General features: G+C 49.2%; 17 protein-coding genes and 1 riboswitch. Of the genes, 9 read left to right on the top strand and 8 right to left on the bottom strand.

Annotated features, from left to right (window positions below; translation table 11 throughout):
• Positions 1 to 50: 50 nt before the first annotated feature.
• Together ACUZ8J_RS00925 and ACUZ8J_RS00920 are read right to left on the bottom strand one after the other, a co-directional pair.
• Complete coding sequence (locus ACUZ8J_RS00925) at positions 51 to 485, bottom strand: GIY-YIG nuclease family protein (protein ID WP_446692827.1); 435 nt, start codon at positions 483 to 485, stop codon at positions 51 to 53.
• A 10-nt stretch (positions 486 to 495) separates the two neighbouring features.
• A complete protein-coding gene (locus ACUZ8J_RS00920; RefSeq protein WP_446692826.1) occupies positions 496 to 2,631 on the bottom strand; it encodes a S9 family peptidase in 2,136 nt (711 codons plus the stop codon).
• Between the two features lie 240 nt (positions 2,632 to 2,871).
• Positions 2,872 to 3,106: riboswitch (FMN riboswitch) on the top strand.
• Positions 3,107 to 3,317: 211 nt separating this feature from the next.
• On the opposite strand from ACUZ8J_RS00920, the gene ribB reads away from it, so the two are divergent.
• Together ribB and ACUZ8J_RS00910 are read left to right on the top strand one after the other, a co-directional pair.
• Positions 3,318 to 3,971 (top strand): 3,4-dihydroxy-2-butanone-4-phosphate synthase, encoded by a 654-nt coding sequence (ribB, locus tag ACUZ8J_RS00915; protein ID WP_446692825.1) that lies wholly within the window; start codon positions 3,318 to 3,320, stop codon positions 3,969 to 3,971.
• 364 nt (positions 3,972 to 4,335) lie between these two features.
• Complete coding sequence (locus ACUZ8J_RS00910) at positions 4,336 to 7,569, top strand: EAL domain-containing protein (protein ID WP_446692824.1); 3,234 nt, start codon at positions 4,336 to 4,338, stop codon at positions 7,567 to 7,569.
• Between the two features lie 75 nt (positions 7,570 to 7,644).
• On the opposite strand, the gene ftnA is transcribed toward ACUZ8J_RS00910, so the two are convergent.
• Complete coding sequence (ftnA, locus tag ACUZ8J_RS00905; RefSeq protein ID WP_446692823.1) at positions 7,645 to 8,181, bottom strand: non-heme ferritin; 537 nt, start codon at positions 8,179 to 8,181, stop codon at positions 7,645 to 7,647.
• Positions 8,182 to 8,509: 328 nt separating this feature from the next.
• On the opposite strand from ftnA, the gene moeA reads away from it, so the two are divergent.
• Genes moeA through ACUZ8J_RS00885 form a run of 4 tightly spaced genes read left to right on the top strand, consistent with a single transcriptional unit; the run spans position 8,510 to position 11,558 of the window.
• Positions 8,510 to 9,763, top strand: a complete 1,254-nt coding sequence (moeA, locus tag ACUZ8J_RS00900; protein ID WP_446692822.1) for a molybdopterin molybdotransferase MoeA — start codon at positions 8,510 to 8,512, stop codon at positions 9,761 to 9,763.
• An 11-nt stretch (positions 9,764 to 9,774) separates the two neighbouring features.
• Positions 9,775 to 10,536: a molybdopterin-synthase adenylyltransferase MoeB gene (gene moeB / locus ACUZ8J_RS00895; protein ID WP_011624757.1), complete on the top strand. Its 762-nt coding sequence runs from the start codon at positions 9,775 to 9,777 to the stop codon at positions 10,534 to 10,536.
• 37 nt (positions 10,537 to 10,573) lie between these two features.
• A complete protein-coding gene (locus ACUZ8J_RS00890; RefSeq protein WP_446692821.1) occupies positions 10,574 to 11,236 on the top strand; it encodes a Bax inhibitor-1 family protein in 663 nt (220 codons plus the stop codon).
• A 25-nt stretch (positions 11,237 to 11,261) separates the two neighbouring features.
• Positions 11,262 to 11,558, top strand: a complete 297-nt coding sequence (locus ACUZ8J_RS00885; protein WP_446692820.1) for a putative hemolysin — start codon at positions 11,262 to 11,264, stop codon at positions 11,556 to 11,558.
• Between the two features lie 42 nt (positions 11,559 to 11,600).
• On the opposite strand, the gene rlmF is transcribed toward ACUZ8J_RS00885, so the two are convergent.
• Positions 11,601 to 12,695 carry a 23S rRNA (adenine(1618)-N(6))-methyltransferase RlmF gene (gene rlmF, locus ACUZ8J_RS00880; RefSeq protein ID WP_446692819.1) on the bottom strand — a complete coding sequence of 365 codons (1,095 nt, stop codon included), beginning with the start codon at positions 12,693 to 12,695 and terminating at the stop codon, positions 11,601 to 11,603.
• Between the two features lie 59 nt (positions 12,696 to 12,754).
• Positions 12,755 to 13,165: a flagellar basal body-associated protein FliL gene (locus ACUZ8J_RS00875; RefSeq protein WP_446692818.1), complete on the bottom strand. Its 411-nt coding sequence runs from the start codon at positions 13,163 to 13,165 to the stop codon at positions 12,755 to 12,757.
• 101 nt (positions 13,166 to 13,266) lie between these two features.
• Between ACUZ8J_RS00875 and ACUZ8J_RS00870 the strand changes: the two genes are divergently transcribed.
• Positions 13,267 to 13,836 carry a chorismate--pyruvate lyase family protein gene (locus ACUZ8J_RS00870; RefSeq protein ID WP_086902881.1) on the top strand — a complete coding sequence of 190 codons (570 nt, stop codon included), beginning with the start codon at positions 13,267 to 13,269 and terminating at the stop codon, positions 13,834 to 13,836.
• Positions 13,837 to 13,896: 60 nt separating this feature from the next.
• Here the strand turns inward: ACUZ8J_RS00870 and ACUZ8J_RS00865 are convergent, their stop codons facing one another.
• Together ACUZ8J_RS00865 and ACUZ8J_RS00860 are read right to left on the bottom strand one after the other, a co-directional pair.
• Positions 13,897 to 16,707 carry an immune inhibitor A domain-containing protein gene (locus ACUZ8J_RS00865; protein ID WP_446692817.1) on the bottom strand — a complete coding sequence of 937 codons (2,811 nt, stop codon included), beginning with the start codon at positions 16,705 to 16,707 and terminating at the stop codon, positions 13,897 to 13,899.
• A gap of 296 nt (positions 16,708 to 17,003) precedes the next feature.
• Positions 17,004 to 17,597, bottom strand: coding sequence for a YhgN family NAAT transporter (locus tag ACUZ8J_RS00860; protein ID WP_089066652.1), 594 nt, complete (start codon positions 17,595 to 17,597; stop codon positions 17,004 to 17,006).
• Positions 17,598 to 17,891: 294 nt separating this feature from the next.
• Here ACUZ8J_RS00860 and ACUZ8J_RS00855 point away from each other — a divergent pair, with 294 nt between their 5' ends.
• Positions 17,892 to 19,529 (top strand): metal transporter, encoded by a 1,638-nt coding sequence (locus ACUZ8J_RS00855; RefSeq protein ID WP_446692816.1) that lies wholly within the window; start codon positions 17,892 to 17,894, stop codon positions 19,527 to 19,529.
• A gap of 63 nt (positions 19,530 to 19,592) precedes the next feature.
• Complete coding sequence (locus ACUZ8J_RS00850) at positions 19,593 to 20,393, top strand: NRDE family protein (protein ID WP_248968719.1); 801 nt, start codon at positions 19,593 to 19,595, stop codon at positions 20,391 to 20,393.
• A 4-nt stretch (positions 20,394 to 20,397) separates the two neighbouring features.
• Here ACUZ8J_RS00850 and ACUZ8J_RS00845 read toward each other — a convergent pair whose 3' ends face one another.
• Positions 20,398 to 20,847, bottom strand: a complete 450-nt coding sequence (locus ACUZ8J_RS00845; RefSeq protein WP_086902886.1) for a YybH family protein — start codon at positions 20,845 to 20,847, stop codon at positions 20,398 to 20,400.
• Between the last annotated feature and the right edge of the window lie 76 nt (positions 20,848 to 20,923).

Genomic DNA, 20,923 nt, shown 5'->3' with positions numbered 1-20,923 from the left:
TGCTTAATCATTACACGTGTACACCAATGATTTAGCTCTTTTATCTCGCACTATCTATGTTCAGCAGATTCAATCAACGCCAACTTCTGAGCACGACTCAGTTTCTTAACCGCGATCTCACGCTTGAGTGCATCACTGCGGGTGCCGACTTGCTCTTGATACATCAGGGTTAATGGCCCTTTACCACGCAGGTACTTTGCTGCCTTGGGGCTGCTTGATTGATGTTCGTTAAAGCGACGTGCAACATCAGTGGTGATGCCTGTGTACAAGTGGCCATTGGCGCAGCGGATAAGGTACAGATACCACATCGAGACTTGTTCTATCTCTGATGTTACGCCTTGCTCCGAAGTCACAGCTTGCTCAGCCCCTAGCGCTTCTGGCTTGCTCGAAAGCTGAGTTTGGTTAACAGCTGGAGCTTGGCTAGCCCCTTTTTGGAGGCTAGCCGAGGGAGTTGAATTAGCGGCTTCAATCACTAAATCGGTCACCCGTTGGCGCCTACTTAGTCATGCCGAGCAGGCTTAAGAAGAAGGCATATTCCTGCGCCGTGTCTTGATACTGACGGTAACGGCCACTCTTGCCACCGTGACCAGCATCCATATTGACGTCGAATAACAACACCTTATCGTCCAGTTTGTACCATTTATTTTGCACTTCACGCAGTTTTGCTACCCATTTTGCAGGCTCGAAATACTGCACCTGTGAATCATGCAAACCTGTGGTGACCAACAGGTGTGGGTACTCGTGGTCGGCAACATTGTCGTAGGGCGAATAGCTGAGCATATAGTCGAAATAGGTCTTCTCGTTTGGATTACCCCATTCATCGTACTCGTTGGTGGTGAGCGGAATCGACTCATCGAGCATGGTCGTAACCACATCCACAAAGGGCACGTGTGCTGCAATGGCAAAGTACTTTTCAGGCGCCAAATTGGCAATCGCGCCCATTAACAGCCCACCAGCACTGCCGCCCGAGGCCACCACTTTATTTTTATCGCCATAACCTTGCTCGGTTAAGGCGGTGGTGACATCGATAAAGTCATTAAAGGTATTCTTTTTATTCAGCAACTTACCCGCATCGTACCAAGGGCGGCCGAGCATTTCGCTGCCGCGCACATGGGCGATGGCATATACAAAGCCGCGGTCGAGCAGACTGATCACCGACGACGAAAAGTCAGGCTCTACTGTGTAACCATAGGAACCATAACCATATTGGTACAGAGGATTGGTGCCGTCTTTGTTGAACTTATCCTTACGATACACCAAGGACACTGGCACCTTAGCGCCATCACGGGCGGTGACAAATAAACGTTCGGCGCGATATTGGCTGGCATCGAAGCCGCCGAGCACTTGTTCCTGCTTGAGTAGATCGCGTCTATCGGGATTGCTTAAGTGGTACTCATAAATCGCCTCGGGCGTAGTCAGGCTCGAGTAGAAAATCCGTAACTTATCGCTATCTTGCTGAGCGTTAACATCTAAACCGAGCACATAGGCGGGCTCGTCAAAACTCAGCTCAAAGGGCTTTTGACCATTGAATGGCATCACTTTAATACGCGTTAGACCATTTTCACGGGTTTGAATCACCAAATAATCCTTCAGCACCAGCTCGTCTTCGATGCGCGCATTAGGATTATGGGCAACCACTTCCTGCCATTTAGACTTATCGGCGGCATCCTTAATCGCCACTTTCATCAAACGGAAGTTGGTTGCCTGCCAGTTAGTCAGAATGTAATAGCTGTCGCCCAGTTTCGAGACGCTGTATTCATGGCCTTCTTCCCGCGCCAGCACAGGTTTGAACAGGCTTAGGGGATCGTTAGCATCCAGCACCGACACTTCGCTGGTTGTGGTGCTCTCGTGGAACAGCACAATTTGCGACTCGTCTAAACTCTTGCCGAGGGAGATGTAGTAAGCATCATCTTGCTCCTCATACACCAACACATCGCGCGATTGTGGCGTGCCGAGTTCGTGGCGATATACGCGGTAACCCAGCAGGGTTTGCAGATCCTTGGCGATATAAAACACATGGCGATTGTCATTGCCCCAAACGATGCGTCCCTCTGTGTTTTCAAGCACATCGGTGATCATGGCGCCAGACTCAATATCTTTAAAGTAGATGTTATACACGCGGCGGCTTAACACATCTTCACCGAAGGCCAACATGGTTTCATCCGGGCTGACGCTGACGCCACCTAAACCATAAAACTCATGGCCCTTAGCGCGCTCATTCACGTCCAGCATCATTTGCTCAACCCCGTCACTGCCTTTGCGGGCGATCAGCGGATATTCGCCGCCCTCTTGGTAGCGGCGGTAATAGCTGTGCTGGTGCCATTGGTAAGGCACGCTCGACTCGTCGGCCACTAAGCGCCCAGTCAGCTCGTTAAACAACCCATCCTGTAATGACTTAAGCGGCTTAAAGTAGGCTTGGGTGTAACGATTTTCGGCATTCAGATGCGCCAATACCTTAGGGTCTTGGCGTTTATCGTCGCGCATCCAGTAGTAATCGTCGGTGCGCGTGACCCCGTGCAAGGTCATCACATGGGGAATTTTTTCCGCAACGGGCGCAGAGACTTGCCCTTTTGGAGTGGAGCAACCGGGTAATAGCATAGCGAGACCTAAAGTAAGCAGCAGAGTGCGCATTTATACGTCCTTGTGACGTTCAAACACCATCGTGGGGCACGACGGCAAGCCAATAAGTTGATGTGCCGGATATGATATACCCAAGCTAGCGCTTGTTGCGAGTTTCCTAAAGATGATGCTGGTTTAAGCTTGGCGGCTAGTTGTGCGCTTGCGCAAACATTGCCCAATTGATGGCGCGATTTTATTGCCATTCCAACTAAATAGGCGCAACATAACCGCGTTTTTAGGCTAAGGCCTAACAACAATTCTCAGGGCGGGGTGAAACTCCCCACCGGCGGTAAATAGTGTCGTGAGCCGTTTTCACTCCCACTAAAGCCCGCGAGCGCCCGAACGCAATTTCGGGGTCAGCAGATCTGGTGACTTAGCTTGTCTCGTTATGGTTAACGCCTATCGAGCGCTACTATTCCAGAGCCGACGGTAATGGACTGTTTGCATACATTGCAAAGGTACTGAGTCCGGATGGAAGAGAATGTAAGACAACATTAGGATGCAGGCGCTTCGTTTCAGCCAATGAGCGAAAGCTACCACCATCTGAATGTTAGCCTCATATTTTGCAATTGCCGACGTAAGCCATTGAGCTTAAATGGGTCTATTGCTACAGCTCAATCCCCTTTGGGGTAAAAGCTGTATTTCTGCACGCCCTGATTCTGGAAATTCCCATGTCGTATTTTTGAAGGATATTAACCATGAATCAGTCTTTACTTGCTCCTTTTGGTACTGCTATCGAACGCGTTGAAGCGGGTCTTGAAGCCCTGCGCCAAGGCCAAGGTGTGTTGGTCGTCGATGACGAAGATAGAGAAAACGAAGGTGACTTAATTTTTGCCGCCGAGTCACTGACCAATGCGCAAATGGCCATGCTGATCCGCGAATGCAGCGGTATCGTGTGTTTGTGTTTACCAGATGAAAAGGTCAAAGCCCTTGAGCTACCACCTATGGTCGAAAACAACTCGAGCCAATATGGCACTGCCTTTACCGTGAGTATCGAAGCTAAAGTGGGTGTTACCACTGGCGTTTCGGCTGCGGATCGCGTCACCACCATTAAAGCTGCTATAGCCGACAATGCTAAGCCGAGTGATTTAGCTCGCCCAGGCCATGTGTACCCACTGCGCGCCCAACCCGGCGGCGTATTAACTCGCCGTGGCCATACCGAAGGCACTATCGATTTAATGCAACTGGCCGGACTCAAGCCTGCGGGTGTGTTATGTGAAGTCACCAATCCCGATGGCACTATGGCGCGTCTGCCAGAAATTATCGCCTTTGGTGCAGTGCACAATATGCCAGTGCTGACGATTGAAGATATCGTCGTTTACCGTAAGTCGTTATTAGCTAACGTTGGCTAATTAACCCCACAAGCGAAATTCGATTTAAAGGACGTTGGCCCTGCCCACGTCCTTTTTTATTTGCTGATTATCCTTGGCACAAAATCTTAGCTTTTGTATCAAATCCCATCGGATATCACAGACAGGCAATTTATTTGTTTGCTAGGTGAGTAAATACACTAATAGAAATAGTATGTTAGTTATATATAATAAATAACTGAATTTCGTGAGCTAGATTAGATATCCATAAACTAGGGGTCGCGACCCTCTTGCTTCTATGTTAAATATCCACACCCAGTGTCTGGTTTTTTTTCGCTTTCAACATATCAAGGTTATGCCTTGATTTTTTATGTCTCCAACCAGGCAGAAGTAGGAGTAAGTTTACATGCCATCCACGCTACAGCATCTCAGCCTGAAGCAGAAGTTGATTCTGTTTTCACTGCTACCTTTGCTGATGATGAGTATTTTTGTATTGTCGCGGATGTATGTGCTAGTGAAGGAATATCGCTCCGCCAATCAGAATCATCTGGCAATCCAAGCGACCGCCCAAACCACCGAACTACTCTACCAACTGCATAACGAATATGGCCTCAGCGCCCAGCTTTCAGCCCCCGCGCTCCCCCAAGAAGAAACTCGCCTCCTACAGCAGCAACAGATTACATCCAATGCCTTAGACACCCTGCTCAACGGCTCAGCCTTAAGCAACTTGATGTCCGCATTGGGTCGCAATCAACTCGCCGCCGTGCAGTTGCAGGAGCAGCTCAATACCCTGACACTGCTGAGCCATAAACTGGCTTCGGGTCGCCAAGAGGCTTTAGACCAACATCCCAAGGCATTTATCGATTTATACAACCAGTTCAACACTGAATTGGTCAAACTTATCCAGCAATTACAGCTACAAACCAGCAATATCAGCCAATCTAGGGCCTATACGGATTTGCTCAATATACTCATGGTGCAACAGCTGGCGGTAAAAGAGCGCGATGCGATTAATCGGATGTTACAGTCGCAGACGCTGAGCATTAACGACTACCGCGCGATCAGCACCATAATGTACGAATATGGCCAAGCAGTTGAACATGCCAGCAATGCCTCGATTTCCGACCGCCAATCCTTAATCCGCAAGGTACAAACCTCCCCCGAAAACCTGCGTATCCTCAAGATAAGCCAACGCATCGAACAGCAAATCCGCGTCAGTACCTTAGTGCAAAATATCAATGCCCATTTAGGCTACGGTGGCTTAATTGACAGTTTTCAAGACTATTTGATTAAGGGAAACAGTGCCGCGCTGGAACGATTTACTAAGGCGCTATCGATTATTCAGCTCAATCTCGATGAGCTAAATCATGAGATCCGCAATATTCCTGAGCTTAAGCCTGCGGTAAAAACCATCGAAGACAGCATAGATCAATATCAATTCTGCATGACCCAGTTGCAGCAGTTAAAGCATCAACAGCTATCACTCGAAGAAATCAGCGCCCTTATCCAAGTGGATGATCAGGATCTAAGTGCCGCCATCAATAAATTGCTTATGCCGCCACATCCCGTCAGCAGCAAGCACTGGTGGTCACTCACCAGCGATAGGATCAATAAGTTGCACGCCATCAGTGATGAAATCACCGAAAAAATGGCGCATCAGAGTGAGGTTGAGCAGACTAAGTCACTAAGTTTGCTCGGGTTATATCTATTCTCCGCGATTTTTACCGCGGCAATTACCCTCTGGCTCGGGCGCAAAATCATTCGCAGCTTTATGGTCAAAATCACTAAGATTGCCAATGATATGCAGCAAATGGCCGCCGATCCGCTGCTCAATATCAATATCGATGCCTCTGGCACCGACGAGCTGGCCCGCATGGCACAAGCCATGAATCGGATGATCAGCGAGCGCCAAAAAGCCAACCACGCCCTAAGCCGAGCCGCCGCGGTATTTAACTATTCCGCCGAAGGCATTATGGTCACGGATGCCGATAACCATATCGAGTTGATTAACCCCGCCTTTAGCCAGATCACCGGCTATAGCCTCGAAGAGGTGAAGGGCCGCAGCCCCTCGATTTTAAGCTCGAATCGCCACCCGCATCATTACTACACCGCCATGTGGGAAGCGCTGCATAAAGAGGGCAAATGGGAAGGCGAAATCTGGAATAAACGCAAAGATGGCCAAGTGTATCCCGAGTACCTCGCCATTACTGTGGTGCGTAATGAACAGGGCGAAATAATCCAACATATTGGTTTATTTATGGATATCAGTAAGCGCAAGCAGTACGAACAAGACCTCTGGTATCAGGCAAACTTCGACACCTTAACAGGTCTCCCCAACCGTAAGTTGTTTAACGAGCGCCTGCAGCATGAAATCCAACTCGCCCAACACGACTCCCGTAAGCTGGCGATTCTGCTGATCGACTTAGACCAATTTAAATATATCAATGATGTACAAGGCCATGCGACGGGCGATCTCTTGTTGCAAGACGTGGCTAAGCGGCTGGAAAATATTGCTGGTAAGAACGACTTTGTCGCCCGCATCGGTGGCGACGAATTTGTGCTTATCCTCCCCCGCGTTACCAATGAGTTCGCGATTGAGCATATGGCGAGCCGGATCATTGAAACCTTAGCCACGCCCTTTAACTTAAATGAGCGGGAAATCCAGATCTCGGCCAGCTTCGGCATCGGCGTCTACCCCGAGGACGGGCTCGATGTGAGTTCGCTGACCCGCAATACCGAGATGGCCATGTATCAGGCCAAAGATGCTGGGCGGAATAACTTTAAATACTTTACCTCTGGCATGAACCAAGCCATGTTTGCCCGCATGGAGCTGGAACAACGGCTGCGCCGCGCCGTGGCACAGGATGAATTTACCCTATTTTATCAACCGATTGTCGATATGAAGACGGGGCAAATCTGCAGCGTTGAGGCGCTGATCCGCTGGCAAGATCCCGACTTAGGGCTGATCCCGCCAGACCAGTTTATCGCTATCGCCGAAGAGACAGGGCTTATCGAACCTATGGGCGAATGGGTGCTCAACCAAGCCATGCACGATTTAAGACAATGGCAGCATATGGGACTCAACCTGAATGTCGCCATCAATGTCTCCAGCCGTCAGTGCATAAACACCCGGGGTATCGGCTTCGACCAAGTGTTGCAGGAATGCTTTAACCGTCACCATATCAATCCTAGAAACGTGCATATCGAGATCACCGAGAGCATGCTGATGGGTGATGCCAGCCACTGCTTAAGCACCCTCGAATCCATCCGCCACTTAGGCTCGCAGATTTATATCGATGACTTTGGCACTGGCTATTCATCATTGAGTTATTTGAAGAAATTCCCGATTTCGGTGATCAAGATTGACCGCAGCTTTGTCGAGCACGCCCTCGAAAACTGTTCTAACGCCAATCTGGTCAAGGCCATTGTGATGATGGGGCAAAGTCTTGAGATGGAGCTTGTCGCCGAAGGAATCGAAACCGAGGCCCAATGGAAGTTTTTGCGTGACTTAGGCTGCCACTATGCACAAGGCTATTTACTCTCTAAACCGCTGCCATTCGATGAGATTACCCCATTACTCAGCCAGACCTTGCCGAAAATGTTGCACTTAGAGCAGCGTGAGAAGTGCGTAAACAGTTGATATAAGGCTCATTAAGCTGAATGATCGCCAATAAAAAAAGCAGCCTAGGCTGCTTTTTTATCATCACAATGGCGCTTAGGCCTGTGGCTGGCTTTGGGGGTTCATAATGCTCTCACCGCCCTTTGATGCCAACTTAGCTAAATCTTTATCGATAAAGAACAGTGCTTTACCATCTTCGCCCACTAAACGGATCTTATCGACAATCGACTTAAACAGCTTTTCTTCTTCGTGCTGCTCGGCCACATACCATTGCAGGAAATTGAAGGTCGAATAATCTTGGTTTGAAAAGGCAGCATGAGCCAAGGCATTGATCTTACTGGTGATCAGTTGCTCTTGTTCATAGGTCAGCTCGAATAACGCCAGCAGCGAATCAAACTGCGACTGCGGCGCTTCAATTGCACCCAGTAGCGGTAAGCCGCCAGTTTCGCTCACATAAGTGAACAAACGACGCATGTGGCCCATCTCTTCATCCGCATGTTCGCGCATAAATTTTGCTGCGCCTTCAAAGCCTTGATCTTCACACCATGCACTCATTTGCAGGTATAAATTAGAGGAGAAGAACTCCATATTAATTTGTTCATTCAACTTTTCGATCATGGTTGCAGACAGCATAGTTAATCCTCTTGGGCATTCGAACTGAAATCTTGGCACACATTGTCATGAAGGGCGTCGCCAAAAGCAACAAAATTTACCTTTGTTTATTGAGCTAAGTTAATGATTAGTTGATAAAAATGATTTTCATTTGTTCATCGACTCGCGTTTAGCGCCGCCTGAACTGTAGTGCAAAATCACAGAGTAGAAGGATTCACCTTAGGCAACACTTAAGGGGGAAACTGTCTGACAAATCACATAAACTCCTATGCAGATCATAGCCAAGCAAGCACAGCGTGGCATAATAGCCCCCATATTTGCCCAATCTTTTGCCCATAAGGAAGACCCGATGTCCGTGAAAGCCGATCCTTGTTCGCAACCTAGCTTAATGCATCCAGATCAAGCCATTCCCCTTCTGCTTGAGCAGGTTAGCCCAGTGTCAGACACAGAAGTCGTTACTCTTCCCCACGCGCTTGGCCGCGTTTTAGCGGAGGATTTGGCCTCTTGTATCGATTTGCCGCCATTCGATAACTCTTCGATGGACGGCTACGCCTTTCGCTTTGCCGATTTAGCGACTGACACCAATCAAACCACATTAACCCTGATTGGTAGCTCCTTCGCGGGCCATGGTTTTGAGGGTGAAATCCCCCCTCACTCCTGCGTGCGCATTATGACGGGCGCGCCCGTGCCCGCGGGTTATGACACAGTGCAAATGCAGGAAGAGACCCAAGCACAGGGCAACCAAATCCAAATCAATCACCCTAAAGCTAAGGGCGCCAATGTTCGCTACCGTGGTGAGGAATTGCTGCAAGGCACTAAAGTGCTGAAAGCGGGCATCGAAATTAAAGCCGCAGAACTGGGCGTATTAGCCACCATTGGCGTGAGTCAGGTGCGGGTTTACCGCCAACTCAAAGTAGCGTTTTTCTCCACAGGCGATGAACTACGCCCCGTCGGCAGTGACTTAGCGCCGGGACAAATTTACGATTCAAACCGTTATTCCATCCAAGGTTTACTCAGCCGCGCCAATGTGGAATGGCTGGATTTAGGCGTAATAGCCGACGACCCAGAGGCGATTCGCCACGCATTTCGCCATGCAGCAAGTCAAGCGGATATGGTGTTAACCTCGGGCGGCGTCTCGGTCGGTGAAGCTGACTTCACCAAACAAATACTTGATGAAGAGGGCAAAATCACCTTCTGGAAACTAGCGATTAAACCGGGTAAACCCTTCGCCATGGGACGCATAGGCAAGGCGGTATTCTGCGGTTTACCGGGCAATCCTGTGTCTTCCATGGTGACCTTCTACAAGTTGGTTTGGCCTATTCTGAATAAGATGCAGGGCTTAACCCCGAAAGCGCCACTGATGTTGTCCGCCACCCTGACAACCCCAGTGCGTAAACAGCCTGGCCGCGTCGAGTATCAGCGCGGCATTTTATCCCGCAATGCCCAGGGCGAATTGGAAGTGGCCATCACGGGCAGCCAAGGTTCGGGCATGTTGACCTCTATGAGTCTGGCGAATTGTTTCGTGCTGCTGGAGCAATTCCAAGGTGACACGGCTGTGGGCACGCAAGTGACGGTTGAACCTTTTAATTCAGTGCTCTGCTAAGGTACGCCTCGATGAATGAACAACTAGAGATCCTCAGCGACGGTGAACTCACCCGCTACAGTCGCCAAATCTCAATCAAGGCGATGGATATCGATGGTCAAGAACGCTTAAAACTCGCCAAAGTCTTGATGATTGGCGCCGGCGGTTTAGGCTGCGCGGCGGGGCAATATCTAACCGTTGCAGGCATTGGCGAGCTAACTTTAGTGGATTTCGATACGGTCGAACTCTCTAACCTACAGCGCCAAGTGCTGCATCAAGACGCCACTATCGGTCAACCTAAGGTCGAGTCGGCCAAGCAGAGCCTTAATCGGCTCAATCCTCACGTTAAAATCAATACCATCAATGCGGTATTGGATGACCATGAGATCGACGCCTTAGTCGCCAGCCACAGTATCGTGGTCGATTGCACCGATAATGTCAGTGTGCGTGAGCAGTTAAATCAAAGCTGTTTTAAGCACAAAATACCACTGGTCTCAGCCGCCGCGATTCGTATGGAAGGCATGGTTACTGTCTTCGACTATCAAGCACAAACACCTTGTTATCATTGCTTTAGTTCACTCTTTGGCGAGCAGCAACTCAGCTGCGTCGAATCTGGCATTCTCGCCCCAGTAGTTGGCATGGTCGGCTGCTTGCAAGCGGTTGAAGCCATTAAAGTAATTGCAGGAATGGGCAAGACACTCGCAGGACGAATCTTGATGATCGATGCCATGACCATGGAATTTCGCGAAATGAAACTCCCTAAACAACCCCACTGCAAAATTTGCAGTCAGTAACTAGCTTACTTTTAACAACTAAGGATATAAAAATCAAATGGATTCTGGAGACAGCGTATTCGACCGCCGCACGACCAATGACACTCTTATAGGTGCCGGTCTTTATAATTTAGTGATTGGCTTAACCCTACTTTGGGGTTTTGCCGTGAACTATATAATGGTCAGCCATATCGACCCCCAAGCAATTGCCAGCGTTAACCCGTGGATTTTCTTTATCGGTTACTTCGCTTCGTGTTTCTTTGGGATTTACTTATTTCAATCGTCGAGCAATCCCCTCGTCAGTTTTATTGGTTACAACTTTGTGGTCGTGCCCTTCGGCTTGATCATTAATATGGTCGTTAGCCAGTACGACCCAGAGCTAGTGACCGAAGCGATTCGGATAACGGGCTTAGTCACTATCGCCATGATGTGTTTAGGAACTATGTTCCCTGCCTTCTTCCAGAAAATCGTCGGGGTGCTGACTATCGCATTGTTATTAGTGATAGTCGTTGAACTGATTGAAATATTTATCTTTAAAACCCACCACGGCATTTTGGATTGGATAGTTGTGCTCATTTTCTGCGGCTATATTGGCTACGATTGGGGCCGCGCGAATCAAATCCCGAAAACTGTCGATAATGCCGTCGACAGTGCCGCCGCTTTGTATATGGATATCATCAACCTATTTCTGCGTATTTTGCGGATTTTAGGACGTAAATAAGTCACTCAACGACAAGGAAAACAGCATGAAGTTAACATCACCATTGTTAATCGGCCTGATTATGTGCGGCAGCTTAGTCGGCTGCGGCGAGAAGACTGAGCCTGCAACTCAGTCGCCCGCAGAAGTAAAAACTGAAGCCAAAGCAGGCGCTAAGGTGCAAATCGCCAATCCAGCCGCCGAATATTGCGTCTCACTGGGTGGCACTTCGGAAATCCAGAAAACTGCTGAAGGTGAACATGGCATTTGTACTTTGCCAAGCGGTGAAAAAATTGATGAGTGGGCGCTATTTCGCCGCGACCATCCACAGGAAAAAGCCCAGTAATTGAGGCTGAGTAAAACAACAGGCGCATTCGGCGCCTGTTTTTTATGTCCCGCTGACGACCTGATTACGCCACTGCAAACGTTTAGCCTGCGAATGGAAACTCCATGCGAGCACCCGAGTGACCTTATTGCCCTGCTGCATCTCAATGGTTTTTACGGTATCCACACCCAACTTTTCCAAAGCCTGATAACAAGGCTTAAGGTTCTCCTGCTTCGACACTAAGCTGGTAAACCACAAACATTGTTCGGCAAACGCGTGGCTCTCGCGGATCATAGTGGCTAAAAATTGCTTTTCTCCCCCTTGGCACCATAACTCCGCCGCCTGACCACCAAAGTTTAAGGTCGCGCTGTTCGCTTTAGGCTGCTCACCACGATTGAGTTGCAGATTACGCACCTTGCGCAGCGAGCCTTCACTCGCTTCCTTTAACGAGCCATGAAAGGGAGGATTACACAGAGTTAACTCGAAGCGATCTGAAGCTTGAATGATTCCCTTAAAGACCGCCTTTTCATCCTGCTGCCGCCTTAAGGATAAGTGCCCCTGTAAACTCGGGTTATTATCGATAATCCGCTGCACATTGGTGAGCGACTGAGGATTAATATCCGAGGCGACAAACTGCCAGTCATACACTTGATGACCTAGGATGGCGTAAACACCATTCGCCCCAGTGCCTATATCTAAGGCATGGATCGCCGCAGAGCGCTTAACTTTACCGCCCTCAAATAACAGATCGGCCAAGTAATGTAGATAGTCGACCCGCCCAGGGATTGGCGGGCAAAGCGCGCCCTTGGGAATATCCCAAAATGCCAGCCCATAATGATGTTTCAAGAGAGCCGCATTCAGGGTTTTTACCGCTAAGGGGTCGGCAAAATCGATAGATAAGGCGCCGTAGGGCGTGGGCCGAACGAAGGTTTTTAGCTTAGGAAAACTCACCATCAGGGCCGGAAAGTCATAGCCATTAATATGCAAATTACGCGGATGTAAGCTTTTCTTCTCGCCGCGCTTTGCCTTAGGCTTACTCACCGTTTTCGGCTTAGCAACTTGGGGTTTGACCACTGACTTAGGCGCGCTTGGCTTGCCCCGTTTACCCGCGGCTGAGGTCGCGGGTTTAGCGGCAGTTTTATTGACGGGTTTAGGCATAATGACTTATCAACAAGGGCGGGCTAATCCAAGGATCAGCCCTTAGCATATTGGCGAGATTAATCGTAAAGATAGGAGGTAAACAACAGGTTGACCACTAAGGGTTTACCCGCTTCTTTGGTCAGCAGATTATTCACCATATCGAAGCATTCACGGCGGATTTCTTCACGTCCGGTGAGGGACTTAACTTTTTCTTCAGCCTGATTGCCCAGCACTTCGATAATCGCCGCCCGCAGCAGAGGATCATGGCGCTCAACGATCACTAAATCATCGGGACTCTTAACCATCAACTCGACACTGATCTTTACAAAACCAAGCTTTTTGCGGTTTGAAATATAGTTAGTCACGATTTCAGGTTCAAAACCGTAATAGGCGTACTCCGCTGCAGGAGCCGCTTCTTTCTCGTCGGCCGCATATGCGCTAAACACAACAGTGAACAAGATCAGACAGGCTGATAATAATTTTTTCATATTGGTTTACGGCTCCCTAAAAACAATAATGGTCAATGGAAGAAACTTCCCAATCTATCTGGTAGACTGCCGACGTTTGCTTATATTGTAACGAGTATTTAATGAATGTGACCAGCTTAAGCTTTCCCTATGGCGAATCTATTCAATGGTTTTGTGCCGATAATGCCAAAAATCTTCCTTCTTCTCCCCTTAAAGAATGGTTGCTGGCACCGGGAAGCCTGACACAAAAGCTCAAGGGCTGTTGCGATAAATTCGAAGTCAAAATCCTCGGTGAAGGCCAATGTGCCCCGCTCGAAGGCGAATATCCCAAGCAAAATGCCGTTTGGGTGCGAGAAGTGTTACTCTGCCTCGATTCTGTGCCTTGGGTATTTGCTAGAACCTTGATCCCGCAATCTTTATTATCGACCCGCCAAGCCGATTTTTTAGGCCTAGGTACACGTCCTCTGGGCGAATTATTGTTTAGCCAAGACAGTTTTGTGCCCGGTCGCATCGAAATAGCCCGCTTTACCACCGACAGTCGCCTCGCCCAACTCGCTCAAAGCTTAGCGCAAAACGTCGAACACGAGCTCTGGGGCCGACGCCGATATTTTCACCATGACGAGGAGGAAATGTTTGTCAGCGAAATGTTCCTCCCGGCCGCAGTACAAGCGATGGCTAGGCTACAACCCTAACCGCTAAGCTAAAACAAAAATGCCTCTAAATCAGAGGCATTTTTTCGTTAACACATCCGCTTATTGGCGCTGGCGGCGCCACGCAAAGCCACCGAGCAACACTAGGCTCAGCCAGCTTAAGCTACCACCACCGCCACTACTTGGGGTTTCGACTGGCGTAGTTGGTGCTGTCACGGTAACGCTTGAACTGCTACTCGCGGTAGCGTTTTGAGTATCTTTCACCGTCAACGTGACAGTGTAAGTGCCCGCGCGAGTGTAAGTGTGGGTTGGCGATGCCGAAGTGCTAGAAGTGCCATCGCCAAAGTTCCATGTATAGCTTAGGCTGCCAACGCCACCTGCCGAGGTGTTGCTAAAGTTAACCGTAAGTTGGTTAGCACTGACACTAAAGCCAGCCGTTAAAGGCAAGCTCACCACAAGCGTTTTAGTGGCAGTCGCGATTGTGCCTTTGGCATCGGTTACCGTTAAGGTCAGTGTATAGGTTCCTGCATTCGCGTAGGTATAAGTCGCCGACGCTGAAGTACTGGTCGCTCCCGCAACACCAAAATCCCAAGCATAAGTGTATGCGCCTTCGCCACCATCAACCACAGCAGCCACAGTAGCAGTTAAGCCACTTTGGTTCAGAGTGATTGCCGCCGTTAAGGGAGCTAACGCAGGATCGGCATTCGCATTGGCTAAACGGATCACCGCAGTGCTGTTATCACTGGCTTGAGAGACCACTTGCATCGTCAAGCCCAGTTTTTGAAGCACCATCCCCGACTGAGGTTGGAGCGGTGCACTGTAATCGAAACTATCGTCAAACAGGCTCACAGGCTCAAGCTTAGTGTCGCCAAGATATGCCGTTTGTCTTACCGTACTAAAGGCCGCATCACGGATTTGCACATCGGTAGAATTAGTGCCAATCATATTCTGATCCGCATCAATCACTCCTATCAAACTACGGCCAGGATGATCAGACACGTTGTTATCGTAGTAACTAAAATCCTCTAACCACAGGAGTACACCGGGATCAAAACCTTTACTCTTTAATCCGGCATCGACACCATTGTGACTGCGTAACTGAATAAGATAACGGGATGCAGGGCCTGGACGGGTGTCGGTAATACGATTGTAACCTGCCAGAGTGGCTTGACCAGCAACCTCGGCATTATCGGCATACAGCTCAGTTACACCTTGCTTGATACTGATATTGTCTATAGTAATACCTGATTCACTCACCCCTTCATCGGTCACATAGTTCAATTCAATCGTCACAGCTTTGCCTGCGTAGGCTGATAAATCATATTCCAACCCCACCCAAGCATCACTGTCTACTGCTGTCGAAATACTCGATGATTTACCCGTAATAATATGTCGAGCGCTGTTAATCGCGTTGACGGGCTTAGTGTAATTGCCCGCAATCGCCACACCGTTCACTTTGACCTGCATATAGTCGTAGTCGGCTTCAATCTCCCAACTCGCCTGCATCGCAAGCGTGAATTTTTCACTCGTCGACGGCAAATTTGCCGTAAAGCTCATGCTGTTGCTCAGCATGTTTCCTTGGCCAGAATAATACTGGTAACTCCCTTGATAGGGTGCTTTAAAGGCAATTTGTGCAGCGGGGAGAGGAATCGATATCTGGTTTACTACGTCTTGATTTGACGCCTGATTCAGTGTCACTTCCATGCCAGATCTAGGAATACTGTCTAAGCTGATTTCACGCTCATTCAGCCATTTACCTTTATATTTTTTCTGTAAATAGGAACGCGCGTAGGGGCTAAAACCGCTAGGTTTAGTACCCGCAAGAGCGCCAGTCCAGCTACCCGAAGACATTAAAGACCAATAACCCACTGGTGAGCCGTCTTGGTTATCGTTTTCTGTAGTGTCATACTCATCGGGCAAGCCCAGATCGTGACCAAACTCATGGGTACATACCCCAGTCGCCGCATCGATTGGTTGTATGGTGTAACCAAAGAGTTTTTTGGTCGACCCAGGTAGGCTATAACCTTGCGTGCTCTGGTCAACATAGTAACGGTGCGACCAAATCGCGTTGTCCCCTAATTTACCGCCCCCTGTTTCTTCCCCAATACTCGAGTGGAAAATCATCACATGGTCAATTATGCCATCGGGCTCGTTTAGATTGCCGTTATCATTTAAATCGTATGGGTCTTCAATATCATAGGTGGCGAGCTCCGCCTCCGACATATTGGCAACCGCTTGGCTGACCGCCTCTTTAACCAGCTCAGTCACATTTGCATCGCTTCCCCTGCCAGCATTATTCGCGCCATAGTAATCGGCATTTTGGCTCGCGGTATACCAACCTTTAACATCGCCAGTGAAGGAAAAAGTCTTGCCCGAGACAGCCTGGTAATATTGATAGGCCGAGTCTAAGGTCTGCCCCTGGGGACCATTAAAACCAGTGGTGGAGAAGAGTAAATTTTTATAGTGAGACGCAGGGTAACTTGAGTAATACATGTCGGTATCACTCGCAGTAAAACCATTGTTGTTATACTTTAAATCAGGAAAATCAATCAGTACGGTTAATACCTTCACCGTTTTGGTCACGTCGGCATCCGCTAACACCCGCTGTGCGGGCGCGCGCATCATCGCCGTCGACTTCACTTTTTGTAGCCTGTCATGCTCGGCTTCAACCACCATTCTCGGCTCTTTGGGCTGGGCTAGGCTGGCACGGGCAATATAGGCTTCAACGGCCGCTTGCTTAACGCTGTCGCTGGCATCCGCGGAGACTTCGCCCCGCTTGATCAACCAATAAAGGATCCTTTCTTTATTGATGACCCCTGCATCCGCTGGCGTATGATTGGGCGCCGCAATACTAGCGCCACTCACCAAGGCCAACATCAATCCTAACGCTGTGATACTTTTTGAACTTCGCATTACTCTTCCTTCCGTCACAATGTGCGCTATAGCCAAGCTATTTTCTAAGGCTAGTGCCTATTTGCTCTATGGCAAGTTTGTTTTTAGCGGCTCGCTATCTTGAATACCTTCCCCACTTTTCGAGGGATGTAAAAACATATCAGGACTACTTTTGCGTAACAACTTGATACATTCAGGGATGGGATTCTTTTTATGTTTTGTCAGCCGTTATTCAGCAAACAGGCCTCATCGCCTCTTAGGCATAAAAAAACCGCATTAACGGGCGTTAATGCGGTTCTTGCAAAACAGAGCTAGGTTTAGCTGGCGGTTTTCATATAGTTTGAAACCCCATCGAGGAACATTTGCACCGAGATCATCACCAGTACCATCCCCATCAAGCGCTCAACTGCCGTTAAGCCTTTTTCACCCAACATCCGAGTAAAGAGCTTATAGAACATTAGGATAACCGCACTCGCGCCCCACGCAGACACTAGCGCTATCGTCCAGTCACCCATGCGAGTGCTGTCGGTGTGCGCGAGTAAAATAAGCGCAGCCAGAATCGATGGCCCTGCCATCAACGGAATCGCCATAGGGACGATAAAGGGTTCCTCTCCCGCCGCAAGACCCACCACGCCGCCCGGCTGAGGGAAAATCATTCGAATGGCGATCAGGAATAGGATAATCCCGCCAGCAATACTGACTGACTCGGAACGCAGATTTAAGAAACTGAGGATGGCTTCGCCAGCATACAGAAAGGCCAACATGATCAATAATGCGAAAATCAGCTCGCGGATCAAAACCCTACGACGCTTTTTCGGGTCGATATGCCTTAAAATCGACGCGAAAATCGGTAAATTACCGAGGGGATCCATGATCAAAAACAACATTACCGCAGCAGAAAATATATCCATTTAACGTTATCAACACCCAAGCCAACATGAGTCGATATTGTATAACTTTTTCTCGTTACAGATGTGAAAAATTATCTATAAAATTCCTAATGATGGCCCTAAGCCAGCATGCCATTGTCAATTTCCCCCCCGACAAATACCAAGCGCACTGATATTACGCCCTCAAGCATTAAAGGGATTTCTGCGCCTGCAATGAGAGGTAAATGTCACTTGAGTAAATTGCCAGTAAGTCGCTGCTCATTTTGATTACAACTGGTATACTATGGCGTTTTTTCAGCAAAATTCGTGGAATCCATGCTCTATCTTCTCGCTAGCTGTATCGCACTATTAATCGGACCACTGTTTTATCGCTACTTTTCATCGGGCAGCGGCTTACAGAAGGGACTCGATGGCTTTATCTTCGTCTCTTTAGGCGGGCTAGTGCTGATCCATATTTTGCCTGAATTGCTCGAGCATGGCGGCCTATTGGCCATCGTCTTTGTCGTCCTCGGCCTCTGGGGACCGACCGCCAGCGAACGCTTATTCCATCGCTACTCGGAGATCACCCATAATCTCACCCTATCACTCGGGATTGGCGGTCTTTTACTGCATACCATCACAGATGGCGGCGCTATGGTGCTGGCGCAGCAAGATGGCAATTCCAGCCTATTAGCGCTCGGGGTGATATTGCATCGCCTGCCCGTAGGTCTCGCCATTTGGTGGTTACTCAAACCTCAAGTCGGCACCCGTTGGGCGAGTTTGGTATTAGTCGCCATGATGCTGCTCACAGGCGTGGGTTATTTCGCGGGCGAGCAATTATTATCCCAACTCAGTTTAGATAATACCGTTTATTTACAAGCCTTTGTAACAGGTTCAATCCTGCACGTTGTGCTGCATCAACCCCATGGTCAACACGATACCGATAAGCAAGGCCAGTATGAATATCAGGCTGGTATCGGCAGTTTACTGGGGATTGGATTGTTGATGGTGCTGTTACTGATGGATTCTGGCGGCCATGAACATGCCCACCACGATCACAGTACCGAACAGCTAACCACTTGGTTAATGACCATAGCACCGGTACTTTTACTCAGCTATGCCGCGGCCGCGCTGCGATTCCAACTAGGGTTAACTCCGCAGGATAACAGCCTTGCTCGCCGTTGGTTCCAACGCTTAGCGGGCCCAGAGGCGCTTGTGCTCACCGCGCTACTGCTTGGCCCTTGGCTAGCACTATTCCAGCTACTCGTAGTGTTTATTATGAGTGCTTATCTGGCCCATGCTCGGGTCGAGATAACCGATCCCCACAGCAAGTTGCCCAACAATGCGCTGCGCTTTGGCTTTGCCCATCTGGTTGATCGCAGTGCCCCTTGGGTGCTCCTCAGCCTAGTACTAGTCAATCTGATCGGCCATCCTTCGGTACCGTTAAGCAATCCTATGTTGCAGATTGCCGTACTCTTGTTGGTGTTTTTACCTATGCGCTTCTGTAACTTAGGCGCAGCAGTACTGTCGATTGCCCTCGCCTACAGCGGCTGGAGCCCTATTGCCATCATACTGCCTCTGATTGCAGCGCCCGTACTGAACATCGCCCAACTTAAACTCATGAGCTGGCCGCAGCGCGGTATTTTACTGGCGATAATTGCCGTCGCCCTCGTCGCCGCTATCAGGTTACCTATGTGGTTCTCTTTAATCACCTTGCCTGAGGCGATTAACTTGGCCGCCTTGCTGGTTCTATCAGGCTTATTTGCCGCGAGCTTACTGCGCCTAGGGCCACGTAAGTTCTTACGTCGCTTGATGATGTTAAAACCGGCTAGCCATGGTCATAAGCACAACCATGATCATGCACACGCGCATGCCTCGGCAGCAGAAAGCGCCCATAGTCACGGCCATACACACTCTCATTCACATCAGAGTGGCGGCCACAGCCACAGCGATGCAAATAAGCACCATCACTAGCACTGTTCATTTGATCACAGACAGGCTAAGTTAATCCTACTCCTAGGATAAATTTAGCCTGTTATGTGCATACTCTTTGTCGCCCTTAAAACTCATCCCCAGTATCCGCTGATCATTTGCGCCAATCGGGATGAGTTTCACCACAGACCCACAGCACCAGCACAATTTTGGCCACCTGAGCAAAATATGCTCGCGGGCAAAGATTTGCAGGCAGGGGGCACTTGGTTTGGGGTGAATAAACAGGGGCAAATTGCGGGAGTCACTAACTTGAGGGTGGCGCAAAAGTCCCAAGAGCCAATGCGCAGCCGCGGCGAGCTGATCATTAAAGCCTTAAGCTCGGGTTCGCTTATCTGCCCTAACTGGCTTGAGGAGCACGCCGAAGATTATCAGCCATTTAATCTCGTGTTTGGCCAAGGTACTAATCTCTATTGCTTTAACAGTCTTAAGCGAAACACGGTGAAACTCACGGCAGGATTCCACGCCATTAGTAATGGCGCGCTCGATGATATCTGGCCGAAAATGGCTAAAGGCCAACGCTCGCTTGAGGCCCTCATCCAACAATCGGGGCCGCTTGAGCTAGAGTCGCTCATTCAGTTGATGCAGGATGATTCGCGGCCAGAGGATAACGAGCTACCCGACACAGGCGTCGGACTAGAGTGGGAACGCCGACTCGCGGCAATTTATATTCGTCACCCCGACTATGGCACCCGCTCCACCAGCATTTTACTGCAAAATGCCCAAGGGGAAGTCCAATTTACCGAGGTAAGATATGACGGTAAGGGGCGACGACTAGGGCAGCAGGATTTTCACTTCACCCTGCCGTCACAATTACCTAAAGAGCCAGACTGTCTCGCCCATTTTTAGTGGTTCAGTCCGAACTGTGGTCCATAGTGATCACCCAGCGGTCATCAATTTTTTCCACCAGCAGGGTAAACACCCCCGTGGGCGCATCCTTTTGCCGCTTTAAATCCCAGCGCCCAACGACCATAGCGGCGTAGTTACTGAGCATTTTGATTTCTTTGATGGTGAACTTCAGCTCACCCAGCGCCTCTTTATTCGGATAGTTTTTCTTGTAGGCGGCAAGGGTTTCATCCCAGCCGTAACGAAACTTTCCATTAGAGACAAATCTAAGCTGTTCGCTCTTCCAATAACCCTGCATGTAAGCGTCAAGATCGCCGCGATTCCACGCATCTTCCTGACCTTTTAGCATTTGGGCAATGTCATCCGTCGGCACCGCACTCACCTGCCCGACAAACAGCAACATCAGTACCGCGAGGCACTGTAAAATGTGTTTTTTCATCAATCCCTGTCGCAACATAGTATCGCTCCCCAACTATCAGGTTAGACTGTACTATAACCAAATTGGCGCAGACTATCTTGTCAAAGCCGATTTA

It is taken from the genome of Shewanella sp. Koi 1 (genome assembly GCF_052907445.1).
This window is presented reverse-complemented; position numbering and strand designations above follow the sequence as displayed.

Excerpts from the sequence above, each read along its gene's own strand:
- ACUZ8J_RS00875 (WP_446692818.1), bottom strand. The coding sequence starts at position 13,165 with ATGAAAAAATTATTATCAGCCTGTCTGATCTTGTTCACTGTTGTGTTT.
- ACUZ8J_RS00860 (WP_089066652.1), bottom strand. The coding sequence starts at position 17,597 with ATGGATATATTTTCTGCTGCGGTAATGTTGTTTTTGATCATGGATCCC.
- ACUZ8J_RS00920 (WP_446692826.1), bottom strand. The coding sequence starts at position 2,631 with ATGCGCACTCTGCTGCTTACTTTAGGTCTCGCTATGCTATTACCCGGT.
- ACUZ8J_RS00885 (WP_446692820.1), top strand. The coding sequence starts at position 11,262 with ATGAAGTTAACATCACCATTGTTAATCGGCCTGATTATGTGCGGCAGC.
- ribB (WP_446692825.1), top strand. The coding sequence starts at position 3,318 with ATGAATCAGTCTTTACTTGCTCCTTTTGGTACTGCTATCGAACGCGTT.
- ACUZ8J_RS00890 (WP_446692821.1), top strand. The coding sequence starts at position 10,574 with ATGGATTCTGGAGACAGCGTATTCGACCGCCGCACGACCAATGACACT.
- ACUZ8J_RS00850 (WP_248968719.1), top strand. The coding sequence starts at position 19,593 with ATGTGCATACTCTTTGTCGCCCTTAAAACTCATCCCCAGTATCCGCTG.
- ACUZ8J_RS00845 (WP_086902886.1), bottom strand. The coding sequence starts at position 20,847 with ATGTTGCGACAGGGATTGATGAAAAAACACATTTTACAGTGCCTCGCG.
- ACUZ8J_RS00910 (WP_446692824.1), top strand. The coding sequence starts at position 4,336 with ATGCCATCCACGCTACAGCATCTCAGCCTGAAGCAGAAGTTGATTCTG.
- ACUZ8J_RS00870 (WP_086902881.1), top strand. The coding sequence starts at position 13,267 with ATGAATGTGACCAGCTTAAGCTTTCCCTATGGCGAATCTATTCAATGG.
- ACUZ8J_RS00855 (WP_446692816.1), top strand. The coding sequence starts at position 17,892 with ATGCTCTATCTTCTCGCTAGCTGTATCGCACTATTAATCGGACCACTG.
- moeA (WP_446692822.1), top strand. The coding sequence starts at position 8,510 with ATGTCCGTGAAAGCCGATCCTTGTTCGCAACCTAGCTTAATGCATCCA.
- rlmF (WP_446692819.1), bottom strand. The coding sequence starts at position 12,695 with ATGCCTAAACCCGTCAATAAAACTGCCGCTAAACCCGCGACCTCAGCC.
- ftnA (WP_446692823.1), bottom strand. The coding sequence starts at position 8,181 with ATGCTGTCTGCAACCATGATCGAAAAGTTGAATGAACAAATTAATATG.
- moeB (WP_011624757.1), top strand. The coding sequence starts at position 9,775 with ATGAATGAACAACTAGAGATCCTCAGCGACGGTGAACTCACCCGCTAC.
- ACUZ8J_RS00865 (WP_446692817.1), bottom strand. The coding sequence starts at position 16,707 with ATGCGAAGTTCAAAAAGTATCACAGCGTTAGGATTGATGTTGGCCTTG.